Genomic DNA, 19230 nt, shown 5'->3' with positions numbered 1-19230 from the left:
GAGTGAGCCCCTTGGCTTTAAAAGATTTATTTAATGGATTTTTTGTTGTTGAAGATGAAGAAGAAGTGGAAGTACCTGAGGAACGTGAACCTGAGCGTGATCGTAAACCAGAACGTGAAGTAGAATCGCCAAAAGAACCTGTGCAACAACCAGCAGCATCTAAAACAAGTGCGATTAAATCTGTACCTCAAAAAAGTACATCAAGATATAATACAACTTCCGAAGAAAGGAATTATCGTATGAGTAATAATTCTAAATCGAATACAAGAAATGTTGTAACAATGAATAATAACGTTCAATCAAATTACGCTGCACAAGAAAGTTCAAAAATGTGTTTATTTGAACCACGTGTTTTCTCAGATACTCAAGATATCGCAGATGAATTAAAAAATCGTCGTGCGACATTAGTTAACTTACAACGAATCGACAAAGTATCTGCAAAACGTATCATTGATTTCTTAAGTGGTACTGTTTATGCCATTGGTGGCGATATCCAACGTGTTGGTACAGATATTTTCTTATGTACGCCTGATAACGTCGAAGTTGCTGGTAGTATTACAGATCATATTGAAAACATGGAGCAACATTACGAATAAGGAGCTAACGTATGGACATTGGATTACTTAATACAATTTTCCAATTTATCATTTGGATTGTCCAAATTTATTATTTTGGTATGATTGTATATTTCTTTACATCTTGGGTACCAAGTATACGTGAATCTAAATTTGGTGAAATACTGGGAAAAATTTATGAACCATTTTTAGAACCATTTAGAAAAATCATTCCTCCGATTGGAATGATTGATATTTCATCAATTGCTGCAATTATAGTATTAGTTTTATTCCAAAGAGGACTAGTAACTATTTTTAACATGATTTTAGCTTATTTAGCGAGATAGTTAGAATAAACAGCAATATAGATATGATGATCATAAACGAGGTGATTGGAAGCATTCCATGTTGCCTCGTTTTATTATTGTTTAGTTATAAAAATGATATTTTAAATAAATCACATTAAAGTTAAGTGAGGGATGAGCAATCGATATTTATCAACATTTTAGAAAAGAAGAACAAAGCATGATTGATATTTTAATTGATAAATGTGAACAAGCTGAACGTCACTATTCGCCTGTACTAACCACATTCCTAGACCCAAGAGGGCAATATATTTTAGAAGTGATAGTCGGCAGTTACGAAGATTTGAAAGTATATTTTAATGGTGGACCGAGAGCAGAACGACAACGTGCCGTGATTGCACCATCATATTATGAACCAGATGAAAGTGACTTTGAACTCACATTAATTGAAATAGATTATCCTGAAAAGTTTGTAACTATTCAACATCAACACGTTTTAGGTACGTTGATGTCTTTAGGAATCGATAGAAGTCAACTTGGCGATATCATTGTTGGAGAACGTATTCAATTTGTTTTGACAAAAGCATTAGAATCATTTATTATGTTAGAATTCACTAGAATCAAAGGTGCTACAATTAAACTTAATTCTATTCCGTTGAAAGATATGATACAATCAGAAGAGAATTGGAAGATTCACAGTTCAACAGTGAGTGCACTTAGACTTGATGTTGTATTAAAAGACATGATTCATAAATCAAGATCTATTGCGAAACAACTTATAGAGAAGAAGAGAGTCAAAGTGAATCATACCATTATTGATTCACCAGATTTTCAATTAGAAATGAATGACTTACTTTCCATACAAAGATTCGGAAGAGCTCAAGTAACCGATATTGGTGGAAGAACGAAAAAAGATAAAATACACATAACCTATCATACATTATTTAAATAGTGTAAAATTAAGGAGGATACACAATGCCTTTTACACCAAGTGAAATTAAAAGCAAAGAGTTTACTCGTGTGAAAAATGGTTTAGAACCTACTGAAGTTGCAAACTATTTAGACCAGTTAAGTACTGAAATAGAACGTTTAAAAGAAGATAAAAAACAACTTGAAAAAGTCATCGAAGAAAGAGATACTAATATTAAGTCTTATCAAGATGTTCACCAATCAGTTAGCGATGCTTTAGTACAAGCTCAAAAAGCTGGTGAAGAAACAAAATTAGCAGCGAATAAGGATGCAGAGGCAACAATTGCTAAAGCACAAGCGCAAGCAGACCAAATTGTTAACGATGCAATCGAGAAAGCACGTCGCTTAGCTTTCCAAACTGAAGATATGAAACGTCAATCTAAAGTATTTAGATCACGTTTCCGTATGCTAGTTGAAGCGCAATTAGACTTATTAAAGAATGAAGATTGGGATTACTTATTAAATTATGATTTAGATGCTGAACAGGTCACTTTAGAAGATATTCATCATTTGAATGATAACGATTTAACAGAAGAAGAAAAAGCTATGAAAAATAATGCGCAAAGTCAATCACAATCAACACAAACTTCAGAGACTACATCAACGTCTCAAAGCGATTCAACAAGTACAAGTCAATCCGAATCAACGAGTTTAAAATAATAATTAAATTTGAAGTCAGACACGTAAGAAACACTACACTTATTACAGCGAATTAGGAAATGGTGGGAGCCTAATATAAGACTGTTTCTTATATCACTGACTGATAATGATGAATAAAGAACCAAGAGAGAACTCTAAGTTGAGTTAATCAGGGTGGTACCGCGGTATAACCGTCCCTGTTAATTGAACTTAGAGTTCTTTTTTATAATTAGGAGGAATGAAAGTATATGAATTATAAAGATACGTTATTAATGCCCAAAACAGAATTTCCAATGCGAGGCGGTTTACCAAATAAAGAACCAAAAATCCAAGAGCAATGGGATGCAGACAATCAATATCAAAAAGCTTTAGAGAAAAACAAAGGTAATGCCTCATATATTTTACACGATGGACCACCATACGCGAATGGTAGTTTACATATGGGTCATGCATTAAACAAAATTATTAAAGACTTTATTGTACGTTATAAAACAATGCAAGGTTTTTATGCACCATATGTACCAGGTTGGGATACACATGGTCTTCCAATTGAACAAGCATTGACTAAAAAAGGTGTAGATCGTAAAAAAATGTCTACAGCCGAATTTAGAGAAAAATGTAAAGAATTCGCTCTAGAGCAAATTGAAATTCAAAAGAAAGATTTCAAACGTCTAGGTGTACGTGGTGACTTTAACGATCCATATATCACATTGAAACCTGAATATGAAGCTGCTCAAATTCGATTATTCGGTGAAATGGCAGAAAAAGGACTTATTTATAAAGGTAAAAAGCCAGTCTATTGGTCACCATCTAGTGAATCATCTCTAGCAGAAGCGGAAATCGAATATCATGATAAACGTTCAGCATCAATTTACGTTGCATTTGATGTTAAAGATGATAAAGGTGTAGTAGATAAAGATGCTCAATTCATTATCTGGACAACTACACCTTGGACAATTCCTTCTAATGTTGCGATTACTGTTCATCCGGAATTAAAATACGGACAATACAATGTAAATGGCAAAAAATATATTATTGCTCAAGCATTAGCTGAAACAGTAGCAGAAGCTTTAGAATGGGATCAAGATACGATTCAACTTGAAAAAGAATTTACAGGTAAAGAATTAGAATATGTTGAAGCACAACATCCATTCTTAGATCGTACTTCATTAGTTATTAACGGTGAACATGTTACAACTGATGCTGGTACAGGTTGTGTTCATACAGCACCTGGACACGGGGAAGACGACTACATTGTTGGACAAAAATATGATTTACCAGTGATTAGTCCATTAAATGATAAAGGTGTCTTCACTGAAGAAGGTGGACCTTTTGAAGGTATGTTCTATGATAAAGCGAATAAAGCAGTAACAGACTTATTAACTGAGAAAGATTCATTGTTAAAATTAAACTTTATTACGCATAGTTATCCTCACGATTGGAGAACGAAAAAACCAGTTATCTTCCGTGCAACACCACAATGGTTTGCATCTATTAATAAAGTGAGACAAGACATTTTAGATGCAATTGAAGATACTCAATTTAAAGTAGATTGGGGTAAAACACGTATTTATAATATGATTCGTGACCGTGGTGAATGGGTAATTTCACGTCAACGTGTTTGGGGCGTACCACTTCCTGTGTTTTATGCAGAAAATGGTGACATCATCATGACCAAAGAAACTGTAAATCACGTTGCAGATTTATTTGAACAACATGGTTCTAATATTTGGTTTGAAAAAGAAGCCAAAGATTTATTACCTGAAGGCTTCACACATCCAGGTAGTCCAAATGGTGAATTTACGAAAGAAAATGACATCATGGATGTTTGGTTTGATTCTGGTTCATCTCATAGAGGTGTGCTTGAAACACGTCCAGAATTAAGTTTCCCAGCTGACTTATACTTTGAAGGTAGTGACCAATACCGTGGTTGGTTTAACTCATCTATTACAACTTCTGTTGCTACAAGAGGACAAGCACCATATAAATTCTTATTATCTCATGGTTTCGTTATGGACGGAGAAGGTAAGAAAATGAGTAAATCATTAGGTAATGTCATCGTTCCTGATCAAGTCGTTAAACAAAAAGGTGCTGATATTGCACGTCTTTGGGTAAGTAGTACAGACTATTTAGCAGATGTACGTATTTCAGATGAAATCTTAAAACAAACATCTGATGTATATCGTAAAATCAGAAATACATTAAGATTTATGTTAGGTAATGTGAGTGATTTCAATCCTGAAACTGATAGCATTGCTGAAGCGGAGTTATTAGAAGTAGATCGTTATTTATTACATCGTTTACGTGAATTTACTGCAAGTACAATTAACAATTATGAAAACTTTGATTATCTTAATATCTATCAAGAAGTTCAAAACTTTATTAATGTTGAATTAAGTAACTTCTACTTAGATTATGGTAAAGATATTCTATATATCGAAGAACGTTCTTCACATAAACGTCGTAGTATGCAAACAGTACTTTATCAAATCTTAGTTGATATGACTAAGTTGCTTGCACCAATTTTAGTGCATACAGCAGAGGAAGTTTGGTCACATACACCTCACGTTAAAGAGGAAAGTGTTCACTTAGCTGATATGCCTAAAGTTGAAGAGGTAGATCAACAATTATTAGATAAATGGAATACATTTATGAATTTACGTGATGATGTGAACCGTGCTTTAGAAGCAGCACGTAATGAAAAAGTAATTGGTAAATCATTAGAAGCTAAAGTTGTGATTGGTAGTAATCAAGACTTTAATGCTACAGAGTTCTTACAACAATTTGATGATTTACAACAATTATTCATTACGTCACAAGCGGAGGTTGTTGATCAAGTTGATAACGGCGTATCATATCAACATGGTGACATCCGTATTGAACATGCAGAAGGTGAAAAATGTGAAAGATGTTGGAACTATAGTGATCAATTAGGTTCTGTTGGTGAACTAGATCATTTATGTCCACGTTGCCAAGAAGTCGTTAAAACACTAATTTAATCATTAATGTAATATTCAAACTGTTAGCAAAGTCGAATGATTTTGCTAACAGTTTTTATTTTGCAATGACTTGAGACAGTATGGGTATAAATAAATCGTATTGATAAGCATTGCAATTAAGTTGCTTTTGTTTTGATTTTTTTGCATAATATTTAAAATATGAGTCATAATTCATAAGTAAAGATAGTTATATAGATAAGTTATTTTGAAAGAGGTACATGGAATGTTTCATAATAAAGATGCAAATTTTGTCAACGGAATAACGATTAATGTGAGAGATAAAGATGCGCTCAAACCATTTTACGAACAGATTTTAGGATTTAATATTGTCAATGAAACGATGACAAGTATTCAATATGAAGTGGGCATGTCAAACCATTTTATTACTTTAAATGAAATTGCTAATGGTAGAGAACCTCTAATGTCAGAAGCTGGGTTATTCAATATAGGCATTATGCTGCCTTCATTATCGGATTTAGCTGATTTGTTAGTACAATTAAGCGACTATGAAATCCCGGTAAATGGTGGGGAACAAAGTGTAGCCACATCTCTATTTATCGAAGATCCAGAAGGAAATGGTTTGAAGTTCTATGTCGATCAAGATTTTGAAGAATGGCATTATGAAGATGACAAAGTGTTACTTAATATCGTACCAATTAATGTACCACGTTTATTAAATGAAGTATCAGATGAAAAATGGCATGGTATACCAGATGACACAAAAATAGGTACCTTGCATTTGAAGTCGATTCGTATTTCTGAAGTTAAACCATACTATTTCAATTATTTTGGTTTGGAAGAATCTGCATATATGGATGATTACTCGCTCTTTTTATCCTCACAACATTATCATCATCATTTAGCACTAAATCAATGGATTTCTGGAACCAAACGGGTGGATAATGCACATTCTTATGGCTTAGCGCTTGTAGACTTTCATTATCCTGAAACGACACATTTAAATATCAAAGGACCAGATGGGATATACTTTAGATTTAATTTTATAAAAGAAGCGTGATGAAGTGAAGAAAAGTATTGTTTGGATGTTATTTATTACGATTAGCCTAACGCTAGCAGCAATTTTTGATGGTTTGAATAATCAAGATATGACTGAACCTAAAAATCATTTATTCGATTTTAATCCGATGAAATATAATACGTATCAAAAAGGACAATGTACATATTATGTTTTCGATAAGGTGAGAGAAGACCATCATCAAATTGCAAACTCTTGGCATGACGCTAAAGATTGGGCGAAAAATGCTAAAAAAGATCAATATAAAGTCAATCAACATCCTAAAGAAGGTTCGATTTTACAGACGACTGAAGGGAAATATGGTCATGTAGCCTATATTGAAAAAGTGAACGAGGATCAATCATTATACATTTCAGAAATGAATTTTAAAAAGCCATATGAAATATCAAATAGAACTATACCAGCGAATGACGTTGATCAATATCAATATATTCATCCTAAAGAAAATCAACATATATCCTAATGATGAAATGAGTGCAGGCTAGGATATTAATATATTTCAAGTTACATTCATATATAGGCTGTAGGTGACTTACACATGAGTATTGACTCATGTGTTCAAATTAAGCTTTAGAGGTATACATGAACTAAAGTTCATGCATAAAACCGTCTAAGTAATAAATTACAAAGACGGTCTAATGTACCAAGCTTTTTCGTTTCTAGTCAACCTTGCCGTGGGGACGGGCCCCAAACATAGAGAATTTCGAAAAGAAAATCTACAGACAATGCAAGTTGGGGATGGACAACAATAAAGAAATACTTTTACTTTAGAAATTAGTATTTCTTATGCATGAGTTTCACTCATGTATTTCTATTTTAAAGTACATATTAGCTGCGGCTAATGCGTAAGAACCACTACATCATAAATGATTAGTGTTTCTTTATTATTTCTGCCTTACTCCTATATGTTTTAGCAAATATTTATTATGAAGCTAACCTGTTTTTATACTCTTGTTTAAGATATAATGAAAGTTGTTGTAAAAAGTGATGAATGGTTCTGAATGGAGGAACATGAATGAAAAAGAAATATTATGTCGGTATTTCATTACTCGTAGCCTTTTTAATCATAGTCATTGACCAAGTGACAAAATGGATTATTGCTAGTTCAATGAAAATAGGCGATTCTTACGAAGTGATACCCAATTTTTTAAATATAACGTCACATAGAAATAATGGTGCTGCTTGGGGAATATTAAGCGGTAAAATGTTCTTCTTTTATATTATTACAGTGATTATTTTAATTGTGCTCGTATTGTTCTTTATAAAAGAAGCGCAATATAATTTATTTATGCAGTTAGCGATAAGTTTATTATTTGCAGGTGCTTTAGGAAATTTCATTGATCGTTTATTAAATGGAGAAGTTGTTGATTTTATTGATACAAATATTTTTGGATATGATTTTCCTATCTTCAATGTAGCCGATTCAAGTTTAACAATTGGTGTGATATTAGTCATTATTGCACTACTTAAAGATACAACAAATAAAGGTTAGGAGGTCTGATTATGGAAACGTATGAATATACGATTACAGATAGTAATCATGTTGGACAGAGATTAGATAAAGTATTACCAGAATTAAATAGTGATTGGTCACGTAGCCAAATTCAAGATTGGATTAAAGAAGATCTTGTGAAAGTTAATGACAAAGTGGTCAAACCCAATTATAAAGTGAAGCAAAATGACAATATCGTTGTGACTGAACAAGAAGTCGTTGAAGCAGATATCACACCGGAAAATTTAAATCTTGATATATATTATGAAGATGATGATGTAGCTATTGTTTATAAACCAAAAGGGATGGTAGTTCATCCATCACCAGGCCATTACACTGGTACGTTAGTTAATGGGTTGATGTATCAAATTAAAAATTTATCTGGTATTAACGGTGAAATTCGTCCAGGTATCGTGCATCGTATTGATATGGATACATCTGGTTTATTGATGGTTGCTAAAAATGACATTGCACACCGTGGTTTAGTTGAACAATTAATGGCTAAATCAGTTAAGCGTAAATATGTTGCATTAGTTCATGGTAATATTCCACATGACTATGGAACAGTGGATGCACCTATTGGACGTAATAAAAAAGACCGTCAAGCGATGGCAGTAGTAGATGATGGAAAAGAAGCAGTAACACATTTTAACGTTTTAGAACATTTTAAAGATTATACTTTAATAGAATGTGAACTCGAAACAGGCCGTACGCACCAAATTCGTGTGCATATGAAATATATCGGTTTCCCATTAGTTGGAGACCCTAAATATGGTCCTAAAAAAACATTAGATATTGGCGGACAAGCCTTACATGCAGGTGTAATAGGATTTGAGCATCCAGTTACTCATGAATATATTGAAAGAACAGCAGAGTTACCTCAAGAATTTGAAGATTTATTAGCCGATATTAGAAAAAGAGATGCCTAGAAAATGGCATAAAAATAATAAATACTATCACAGCTCTTAAATGATGTCCCATTGTCATTTAGGGGCTTTTTTATAATCAAAAGAAATATGTTAAATAATGTAGGAAGTTCATTTATAGAGTAATTATAAAATGAGTTATAGGTTCTATAGAATAAAATATATGAACATAACATGTAATATGCTATGATATGTTGAAAACAAAGTGAAAGTAGGAACAAACTAAATGGAAACATCGTATCAACCTCGACATTTACAAGAGAAAAGTGCGGGATTTCATGAATTATTTTTTGATTTAATATTTGTTTATGCAATGCAGAAGATGGCACATGTCATTTTAAATGTACATGGGGGGACCATATCATCTGAATTATTTTTAAAGTATATCATTATGAGTGTGTTTTTATGGATATTATGGTCGCATCAAACATTTTATACAAATAGATTTGGAGAAACGACAACTAAAGATGTCATATTTATGATGTTTAACTTGTTTGTATTAGTATTTTTATCAAATAGTTTATATCCTGATTTCGAAAAGACATTCTTTCCATTCTTTCTATGTATTGGAATTCTATATTTGAGTATAAGTATTCAATATAGTTTACATTTAAATAAAACAAAGCATAAATCTGATTATAAAACGTGTCAGGCATTTGCAATTGTTGCATTAATCGTTGCAATCCTTTCATTAGTATCTCTTGTATTACCAAAAAGTATTCATTATATTCCAGGGTTTTTAGGATTATTTATTGCTTCAACAGGCTTGATTCCATACCGAAAATATTTATATCAATCACCTGTGAATTTATCACATTTAGTTGAAAGATTCTCGTTGTTGACGATTATTATATTTGGTGAGGTTTTAGTTGGTTTAACATCTATATTTAGTATTGAGCATTTCAATTATATTTATATATTTCAATTTTTAATCGTTGTAAGTTTATTCGGAACATATTGGTTAGTGACTGAAAGTGATATTAATTTACATCAAACGACCATTGGTTTCCAACTCGTTTATACACACTTATTAATTAATATCGCATTAGGTATTTTAAATGCTGCTGTTATTTTTAGTGATTCTCATCAGTTAAGTTCAAAGTTTGAAATCTGTATGATGCATGGTAGTATTTTATTATTTTATATTGGTGTTTGGATTAATACGACATATTTTCATAAAGAACTTAAAAACATCAATTATATTATAATCGGCGCAATACTGTTGGTTTTATCATTTATCATTAGTATGTTTTTTAATGGTTATCAAGATGTAATGATTATCAGTATCGCAATTGCAAATATTTTAGTTATGCTTTTGTATTATAAAAATATAAAAAAACGTACCAAGTCTGTGATTAAATAAAATACCGCTAGCGATGCAAATGACATAATATAGTAAACATTTAAAAAATGTTAATCAATCAAGTATTTTCTTAGAAAAGACGTTGACTATTTGCAACTTTAGGATTAAACTAATAACAGTTTAAATATAAAAGTAGTCTTTAAAGATAAGTCCAGAGAGGCTTCAAAGACATGAAAATGATACTGATATACATGATTGTTATTAATTTAATGAGATGATAACTAACGATCAATCATTGAATGATTGCATAACAAACAGTTAAGAATATGTGTGGAATATTGTTTAGTTACACTAGGGCTAAATTGATATCACGCATTATCTATATATCAACCTCATGTCTTTGTTAAAGACGTGAGGTTTTTTTGATATGAATAAGAGATAGAGGTGAGACAATGTCTGAACGTATCATAATGGATGAAGCAGCAATTCAACGTACAGTTACTCGAATTGCACATGAAATATTAGAGTATAACAAAGGTACTGAGAATTTGGTATTACTAGGCATTAAAACACGTGGTGCATATTTAGCTTATCGTATTCAAGAAAAAATAAATATGATAGAGCAACAACTTGTACCAACAGGCACAATTGATATTACACAATTCCGTGATGATATCGATCATGTTTCGAAGCAATCATTCGACAAAGCTTTTGAAATAGATGTAGATATTACAGGAAAAGTTGTTATTATCATTGATGACGTCTTATACACTGGAAGAACGGTTAGAGCGTCATTAGATGCCATCTTATTACATGAGAGACCAATTAAAATTGGATTAGCTACGCTAGTTGATCGAGGCCACAGAGAGCTTCCAATTCGCGCAGATTTTGTAGGAAAAAATATACCAACTGCACGCGATGAATCCGTTAAAGTATACTTAACTGAAAAGGATTCAACTAATGCAGTTATAATAGAATAATATCCCTTTTAAAGCAGTACGAGAGACTGAAAAAGGTGAAATGAATATATGAGCAAAGTAGTTACAATAGAATTATTATGTTAACTACTGTATTTAAATAGCTTAAATACTTCATATCATTCGCTTTAGTCTCTTTGCATAACTGTATGTAAAGAGATTTTTTTATGAAAGGAAATGAATCACCATGGAAAATGAACAAATGTTTGAAAGAACGGTACAACCAGTATTAGATGTACAAGACAAACCAAAGCCAGCACAGTGGGCGTTTTTAAGCTTGCAACACTTATTTGCAATGTTTGGATCGACAGTACTTGTACCATTTTTAACCGGACTGCCTATTTCAGCAGCATTATTAGCATCAGGAATTGGAACTTTGTTATACATACTTATTACCAAAGCTAAAATTCCAGCATATTTGGGATCTAGCTTTGCATTTATCACACCAATCATTACGGGATTAAGTACACATAGTTTAGGAGACATGTTAGTCGCACTCTTCATGAGTGGTTTAATGTACGTCATTATTGGTTTCTTAATCCGTTTTAGTGGGACAGGTTGGTTGATGCACTTATTACCACCAGTTGTAGTTGGACCTGTCATTATGGTCATTGGATTAAGCCTTGCACCAACTGCAGTTAACATGGCAATGTATGAAAATTCTGCAGACATGAAAGGTTATAACTTAAGCTATTTAGTCGTTGCATTAATTACGCTGATTGTAACAATCGTTGTACAAGGATTCTTCAAAGGATTCTTATCATTAATTCCTGTATTAATAGGGATCATAGTGGGTTATATCGTCTCTATCTTTATGGGATTGGTTAAATTTGCACCGATTGCAAAAGCAAAATGGTTAGCATTCCCGGATATTTACTTACCATTTAAAGATTATGTACCTTCCTTCCATTTAGGATTAGTGCTTGTCATGATTCCAGTTGTATTTGTAACTGTCAGTGAGCACATCGGACATCAAATGGTAATCAACAAAATTGTAGGTAAAAACTTCTTTAAAGATCCAGGTTTAGATAAATCAATCATAGGTGACGGTGTATCCACAATGGTTGCAAGTATTATAGGTGGACCACCAAGTACAACTTATGGTGAAAACATTGGTGTATTAGCGATCACGAAAATTTACAGTATCTATGTCATTGGTGGTGCTGCAGTCATCGCAATCGTACTTGCATTCATTGGTAAATTTACAGCACTTATTTCTTCCATACCAACACCGGTTATGGGTGGCGTGTCAATATTATTATTTGGCATTATCGCAGCAAGTGGTTTAAGAATGATTGTAGAAAGCAACGTTGATTTTGCTAACAATAGAAACTTAGTGATTGCATCAGTCATCTTAGTTATTGGAATAGGAAATTTATTAATCAATTTAAAAGGTATCGGCGTTAACTTACAACTTGAAGGAATGGCATTATCAGCTTTATCAGGCATTATCTTAAATTTAATCTTACCTAAAAAATAGTTAGATATTCTGAGGAGGCAAACAATGGAACATTTATTATCAATGGAAGATTTATCAAACGATGAAATTTATAGCTTAGTCAAAAAAGCAAGTCAGTTTAAATCTGGAGAAGTTAATGTACCACAATACAAAAATCATTTTGTAGCTAATTTGTTCTTTGAAAATTCAACAAGAACAAAATGTAGTTTTGAAGTTGCCGAACAAAAACTAGGATTGAATTTAGTTAATTTTGAAACGAGTACGTCGTCTGTACAAAAAGGAGAATCACTATATGATACTTGTAAGACATTAGAAAGTATTGGTGTAAACTTGTTAGTAATCAGACACTCTCAAAATGCATATTATGACGATTTGGAAGGACTAAATATACCTATTGCCAATGGTGGTGATGGTAGTGGACAACACCCGACTCAAAGCCTACTTGATTTAATGACTATTTATGAAGAATATGGAAAATTCGAAGGTTTAAACGTATTAATTTGTGGTGATATTAAAAATTCACGTGTTGCTAGAAGTAATTTCCATAGTTTAAAAGCTTTAGGTGCAAATGTCATGTTCGCGAGTCCTGATGAATGGGTAGATGATACAATAGAAGCATCATACGTTAACATTGATGATGTGATTGAAAAAGTTGATATTGTGATGTTACTTAGAGTTCAGCACGAAAGACACGGCATTACAGGAAAAGCTAACTTTGAAGCTGAAAATTATCATCAACAATATGGGTTAACTAAGGAAAGATATGATAAATTAAAGAAAGAAGCTATTGTCATGCATCCAGCTCCAGTCAATAGAGGTGTTGAAATTGAAAGTGACCTAGTAGAGGCACCTCAATCACGCATCTTTAAACAAATGGAAAATGGCATGTATTTAAGAATGGCAGTCATTGATGAGCTTTTAAAATAAGGAAGGGGTATTTAAATCATGAAACTAATTAAGAACGGTAAAATTATAAAAAATGGAAAATTAAAAAATACGGATATTCTTATTGACGGTAAAAGAATTAAAACGATTAGCAGTAAAATTGATTCTTCATCTGAAAATATTGAAGTTATAGATGCTAAAGGAAATTTAATCGCGCCTGGATTTGTAGATGTTCATGTACATTTACGTGAACCAGGTGGAGAACATAAAGAAACAATTGAAACTGGTACGAAAGCAGCTGCAAGAGGTGGTTTTACAACTATTTGTCCAATGCCAAATACAAGACCAGTACCAGATTCAGTGGAAAATATAAGAGCGTTAAGAGAAAAAATCAAAGATTCAGCACAAATTCGTGTCTTACCATACGCTTCTATTACAACTAGACAAGCAGGTAAAGAGTTAGTAGATTTCCAAGCTTTAGCAGATGAAGGTGTGTTTGCCTTTACTGATGATGGCGTTGGTGTACAACAAGCAAGTATGATGTATGCTGCTATGAAACAAGCTGCAAAAGTGAAAAAACCTATCGTAGCACATTGTGAAGATAATAGTTTAATATACGGTGGTGCTATGCACAAAGGTAAACGTAGTGAGGAATTAGGTATTCCAGGTATCCCAAATGTATGTGAATCAGTTCAAATTGCCCGAGACGTTCTATTAGCAGAAGCGACAGGTTGTCATTACCATGTATGTCACGTTTCTACTAAAGAAAGTGTTCGTGTCATTCGTGACGCTAAAAAAGCAGGCATTCATGTAACTGCAGAAGTAACACCTCATCACTTATTATTAACTGAAAATGATGTGCCAGGTGATGATGCAAATTACAAAATGAATCCACCATTAAGAAGTACAGAAGATCGTGATGCATTATTAGAAGGTTTATTAGATGGAACAATTGATTGTATCGCAACTGATCATGCACCTCATGCGAAAGAAGAAAAAGAACAACCAATGACAAAAGCACCATTCGGTATTGTAGGTAGTGAAACTGCATTCCCATTATTATATACGCACTTTGTTAGAAATGGTAATTGGTCATTAAAACAATTAATCGATTACTTAACAATTAAACCAGCAACTATCTTTAATCTTAATTATGGTAAGTTGCATAAAGATAGTTACGCAGACATCACAATTATTGATTTAGAAAATGAAAAAGAAATTAAAAGTGAAGATTTCTTATCTAAAGCTGACAACACACCATTTATTGGTGAAAAAGTATTCGGACATCCGGTATTAACAATGGTTAAAGGTGAAGTAGTATTTAAGGAGGAAAAATAGATGCTTTCAAAACGTTATCTAGTATTTGAAGACGGCTCTTATTATGAAGGGTATCAATTAGGTTCAGATGAACTTTCAATTGGCGAAATTGTATTTAATACAGCTATGACAGGTTATCAAGAAACGATTTCGGATCCATCATATACGGGTCAAATTATTACATTTACGTACCCATTAATTGGAAATTACGGTATCAATAGAGATGATTTTGAATCTTTAACTCCAACATTGAATGGTGTTGTTGTGAAAGAAGCAAGTACACATCCTAGTAATTTTCGTAATCAAAAGACTTTACACGAAGTATTAGTACAATACCAAATACCAGGTATCTCAGGGGTAGATACAAGAAGTATTACCCGTAAGATTCGTCAACACGGTGTATTAAGAGCCGGATTCACAGATAACAAAGCTGACATTGAAAGCTTAGTCCAACATTTAAAAACGACTGAATTACCTAGAGGTGAAGTATCGACAGTTTCTACAAAAACACCTTATGTTTCTACAGGTTCAGATTTAAGTGTTGTCTTACTCGACTTTGGTAAAAAACAAAATATCGTTCGAGAGTTAAACATGCGTGGTTGTAATGTGACTGTTGTACCTTATAACACATCTGCAGAAGAAATCATCAAAATGTCTCCAGACGGTGTAATGCTATCTAATGGTCCTGGAGATCCAGAAGAAATTGATGTTGCTGTGAAAATGATTAACGGTATTCTTGGCAAAATTCCATTCTTTGGTATTTGCCTAGGCCACCAATTATTTGCTTTATCTCAAGGTGCTACATCATTCAAAATGAAGTTTGGACATAGAGGTGCCAACCACCCTGTTAAAAACTTAAGAACAGGTAAAGTCGACATTACAAGTCAAAACCACGGTTATTCAATTGACCGAGATTCATTAGAAAATACAGACTTAGAAGTCACTCATATTGCATTAAATGATGGTACTGTTGAAGGCTTAAGACATAAAACGTTACCTGCCTTTTCAGTTCAGTATCATCCAGAAGCAAGACCAGGTCCAAGTGATTCTAATTATTTATTTGACGAGTTTATTACTATGATGAATGAGTTCATCGAAAAGGAGCGTAATGTAAATGCCTAAGCGTAACGATATTCAAACAATTTTAGTAGTAGGATCGGGCCCAATTATTATTGGCCAAGCTGCGGAATTTGATTATGCAGGAACTCAAGCCTGTCTTGCACTTAAAGAAGAAGGGTATAGAGTGATCTTGGTTAACTCTAACCCAGCTACAATTATGACTGATAAAGAAATTGCAGATAAAGTATATATTGAACCTTTAACACATGATTTTATCGCACGTATCATTCGTAAAGAACAACCTGATGCTTTGTTACCAACTTTAGGTGGTCAAACAGGTTTAAATATGGCAATTCAGTTACATGACAGTGGTGTATTAGCTGCTAATAATGTGAAACTACTGGGAACTGAATTAGAATCAATTCAACAAGCTGAAGACCGTGAACTATTTAGAACATTGATGAATGATTTAGATGTTCCTGTACCAGAAAGTGATATTGTAAATACAGTTGAACAAGCTTTTAAATTTAAAGAAGAAGTGGGTTATCCATTAATCGTTCGACCAGCCTTTACAATGGGTGGTACAGGTGGCGGTATTTGCTATAACGATGATGATTTAAAAGAAGTTGTAACAAATGGTTTACATTATAGTCCAGCTACACAATGTTTAATTGAAAAATCAATTGCAGGTTTTAAAGAAATTGAATATGAAGTTATGCGTGATAAAAATGATAATGCCATTGTAGTATGTAATATGGAAAACATTGACCCAGTGGGTATCCATACAGGTGATTCCATTGTGGTTGCACCAAGTCAAACATTATCAGACGTGGAATACCAAATGCTAAGAGACGTTTCATTAAAAGTTATTCGAGCTTTAGGCATCGAAGGTGGATGTAATGTTCAGTTAGCGTTAGATCCAGATTCATTTAATTACTATATTATTGAAGTCAATCCACGTGTATCTCGTTCATCAGCATTAGCATCTAAAGCAACAGGTTATCCAATTGCCAAACTAGCTGCAAAGATTGCTGTTGGATTAACATTAGATGAAATGTTAAATCCAATTACAGGTACTTCATATGCAGCATTTGAACCGACATTGGATTATGTAATCTCTAAAATTCCACGTTTCCCATTTGATAAATTTGAAAAAGGTGAACGCGAATTAGGCACACAAATGAAAGCAACAGGTGAAGTAATGGCAATCGGCCGTACCTACGAAGAATCATTACTCAAAGCAATTCGTTCATTAGAATATGGTGTGCATCACTTAGGATTACCAAATGGAGAAAGTTTTGATTTAGATTACATTAAAGAAAGAATTAGTCATCAGGATGACGAAAGATTATTCTTCATCGGTGAAGCCATTCGTCGTGGTACAACACTAGAAGAAATTCATAATATGACTAAAATTGACTATTTCTTCTTAAATAAATTCCAGAATATTATTAATATTGAACATGAATTAAAAGCACATCAAGGCGATTTAGAATATCTTAAATATGCTAAAGATTATGGTTTCAGTGACAAAGTCATTGCTCATCGATTTGATATGACAGAAGAAGACGTCTATCAATTGAGAATTAACAACAATATTACGCCAGTATACAAAATGGTAGATACATGTGCGGCTGAATTCGAATCAACAACACCATATTATTATGGTACCTATGAAACTGAAAATGAATCCATTGTTACAGACAAAGAGAAAATTTTAGTTTTAGGTTCAGGTCCTATTCGTATAGGGCAAGGGGTTGAATTTGACTATGCAACAGTACATGCTGTGTGGGCAATTCAAAATGCTGGATATGAAGCAATTATTGTCAATAATAACCCAGAAACAGTATCAACTGACTTCTCTATTTCAGATAAATTATACTTTGAACCTCTTACTGAAGAAGATGTGATGAGTATCATTAATCTAGAACAACCAAAAGGTGTCGTTGTACAATTTGGAGGACAAACAGCTATTAATTTAGCAGATAAATTAGCTAAACATGGCGTGCAAATTCTAGGAACATCTTTAGAAGATTTAAACAGAGCTGAAGATAGAAAAGAATTTGAAGCGTTATTGCATACGATTGACGTACCACAACCTCAAGGTAAAACTGCGACTTCACCAAAAGAAGCATTAGAAAATGCACGTAATATTGGTTACCCAGTTGTTGTAAGACCTTCATATGTACTTGGTGGTCGTGCAATGGAAATTGTTGATAATGATAAAGAATTAGAAAACTATATGACACAAGCAGTTAAAGCTAGCCCAGAACATCCAGTGTTAGTTGATAGATACTTAACTGGTAAAGAAATCGAAGTCGATGCTATCTCAGATGGTGAAACAGTAATTATTCCAGGTATTATGGAACATATTGAACGTGCAGGTGTCCATAGTGGTGATTCTATCGCAGTATATCCACCTCAAACATTATCTCAAGAAGAAATTGAGACATTAGAAGATTATACGATTCGACTAGCGAAAGGCTTGAATATCGTTGGATTAATTAACATTCAGTTTGTGATTGCACATGACGGTGTTTATGTTTTAGAAGTAAACCCTCGTTCAAGTCGTACTGTACCATTCTTAAGTAAAATCACTGATATTCAAATGGCTCAACTCGCAATGCAAGCCATTATGGGTACAAAATTATCTTCACTTGGTTATAAAGAAGGTATTCAACCGTATTCAGAAGGGGTATTTGTTAAAGCACCAGTATTCAGCTTTAATAAATTGAAAAATGTTGATATCACTTTAGGACCTGAGATGAAATCAACTGGTGAAGTAATGGGTAAAGATCAAACATTAGAAAAAGCGCTATACAAAGGGTTAACAGGTAGTGGATTTGAAGTTAAAGATCATGGAACTGTATTGATGACTGTAAGTGATAAAGATAAAGAAGAAATTGTTAAAATTGCGCATCGTCTTAATGAAGTCGGTTATAAGATTTTAGCCACTAAAGGGACTGCTGAAAAATTAAATCAAAATGATATTCCAGTAGAAGTTGTAGGCAAAATCGGTGGCGAAAATGATTTACTCACTCGTATTCAAAATGGTGATGTACAAATCGTGATCAACACAATGACAAAAGGTAAAGAAGTGGAAAGAGATGGCTTCCAAATTCGTCGTACTACGGTAGAAAATGGTATCCCATGTCTTACATCACTTGATACTGCAAGTGCATTAACAAATGTTATAGAAAGTATGACATTTACAATGAGAAATATGTAAAACAAGTTCAATTAAATAAGCTAAAGTCTACATTTATTTTAAGATAAGTTCTTCAATTCATAGTTTTTAGCTATGGTTGAA

At 33.0% G+C, this 19230-nt stretch carries 16 protein-coding genes; all 16 read left to right on the top strand.

Going from position 1 to position 19230, the window contains the following annotated elements; all coding sequences use genetic code 11:
- Nucleotides 1-2 precede the first annotated feature (2 nt).
- Nucleotides 3-596, top strand: coding sequence for a cell division protein SepF (locus JX000_RS07770; protein WP_107536088.1), 594 nt, complete (start codon nt 3-5; stop codon nt 594-596).
- A gap of 11 nt (nt 597-607) precedes the next feature.
- Nucleotides 608-901, top strand: coding sequence for a YggT family protein (locus tag JX000_RS07765; RefSeq protein ID WP_002450621.1), 294 nt, complete (start codon nt 608-610; stop codon nt 899-901).
- Nucleotides 902-1079: 178 nt separating this feature from the next.
- On the top strand, nt 1080-1811 hold the full coding sequence (locus JX000_RS07760) for a YlmH family RNA-binding protein (protein ID WP_206140580.1): 732 nt from the start codon (nt 1080-1082) through the stop codon (nt 1809-1811).
- A 23-nt stretch (nt 1812-1834) separates the two neighbouring features.
- Complete coding sequence (locus JX000_RS07755; protein WP_002450619.1) at nt 1835-2488, top strand: DivIVA domain-containing protein; 654 nt, start codon at nt 1835-1837, stop codon at nt 2486-2488.
- A 227-nt stretch (nt 2489-2715) separates the two neighbouring features.
- Nucleotides 2716-5466, top strand: a complete 2751-nt coding sequence (gene ileS, locus JX000_RS07750) for an isoleucine--tRNA ligase (protein WP_206140579.1) — start codon at nt 2716-2718, stop codon at nt 5464-5466.
- A gap of 223 nt (nt 5467-5689) precedes the next feature.
- The gene (locus JX000_RS07745) at nt 5690-6484 is read left to right on the top strand and encodes a VOC family protein (protein ID WP_075777734.1); all 795 of its coding nucleotides are present in this window, start codon (nt 5690-5692) and stop codon (nt 6482-6484) included.
- A 4-nt stretch (nt 6485-6488) separates the two neighbouring features.
- Complete coding sequence (locus tag JX000_RS07740; protein ID WP_002450615.1) at nt 6489-6965, top strand: CHAP domain-containing protein; 477 nt, start codon at nt 6489-6491, stop codon at nt 6963-6965.
- Nucleotides 6966-7517: 552 nt separating this feature from the next.
- Nucleotides 7518-7994, top strand: coding sequence for a signal peptidase II (gene lspA, locus JX000_RS07735; RefSeq protein ID WP_075779019.1), 477 nt, complete (start codon nt 7518-7520; stop codon nt 7992-7994).
- Between the two features lie 11 nt (nt 7995-8005).
- A complete protein-coding gene (locus JX000_RS07730) occupies nt 8006-8923 on the top strand; it encodes an RluA family pseudouridine synthase (protein ID WP_075779020.1) in 918 nt (305 codons plus the stop codon).
- Between the two features lie 223 nt (nt 8924-9146).
- Nucleotides 9147-10283, top strand: coding sequence for a low temperature requirement protein A (locus JX000_RS07725; RefSeq protein WP_206140578.1), 1137 nt, complete (start codon nt 9147-9149; stop codon nt 10281-10283).
- Between the two features lie 392 nt (nt 10284-10675).
- Nucleotides 10676-11203: a bifunctional pyr operon transcriptional regulator/uracil phosphoribosyltransferase PyrR gene (gene pyrR, locus JX000_RS07720; protein WP_075779022.1), complete on the top strand. Its 528-nt coding sequence runs from the start codon at nt 10676-10678 to the stop codon at nt 11201-11203.
- 184 nt (nt 11204-11387) lie between these two features.
- Nucleotides 11388-12680 carry a uracil-xanthine permease family protein gene (locus JX000_RS07715; protein WP_002450609.1) on the top strand — a complete coding sequence of 431 codons (1293 nt, stop codon included), beginning with the start codon at nt 11388-11390 and terminating at the stop codon, nt 12678-12680.
- A gap of 24 nt (nt 12681-12704) precedes the next feature.
- Nucleotides 12705-13586, top strand: a complete 882-nt coding sequence (locus JX000_RS07710; RefSeq protein WP_075779024.1) for an aspartate carbamoyltransferase catalytic subunit — start codon at nt 12705-12707, stop codon at nt 13584-13586.
- Between the two features lie 18 nt (nt 13587-13604).
- Nucleotides 13605-14882, top strand: coding sequence for a dihydroorotase (locus JX000_RS07705; RefSeq protein WP_049425267.1), 1278 nt, complete (start codon nt 13605-13607; stop codon nt 14880-14882).
- Nucleotides 14883-15983 (top strand): carbamoyl phosphate synthase small subunit, encoded by a 1101-nt coding sequence (locus tag JX000_RS07700; protein WP_206140577.1) that lies wholly within the window; start codon nt 14883-14885, stop codon nt 15981-15983.
- Complete coding sequence (gene carB, locus JX000_RS07695) at nt 15976-19149, top strand: carbamoyl-phosphate synthase large subunit (RefSeq protein WP_002450605.1); 3174 nt, start codon at nt 15976-15978, stop codon at nt 19147-19149. Before JX000_RS07700 ends, carB begins: the two co-directional genes overlap by 8 nt.
- Nucleotides 19150-19230: the final 81 nt, after the last annotated feature.

The sequence above is a fragment of the Staphylococcus sp. SB1-57 genome, from assembly GCF_017086425.1.
In the GTDB taxonomy this organism is placed as follows: Bacteria; Bacillota; Bacilli; order Staphylococcales; family Staphylococcaceae; genus Staphylococcus; species Staphylococcus warneri_A.
The sequence above is the reverse complement of the archived record's forward strand: the minus strand, read 5'-3'. Positions and strand labels throughout refer to the sequence as shown.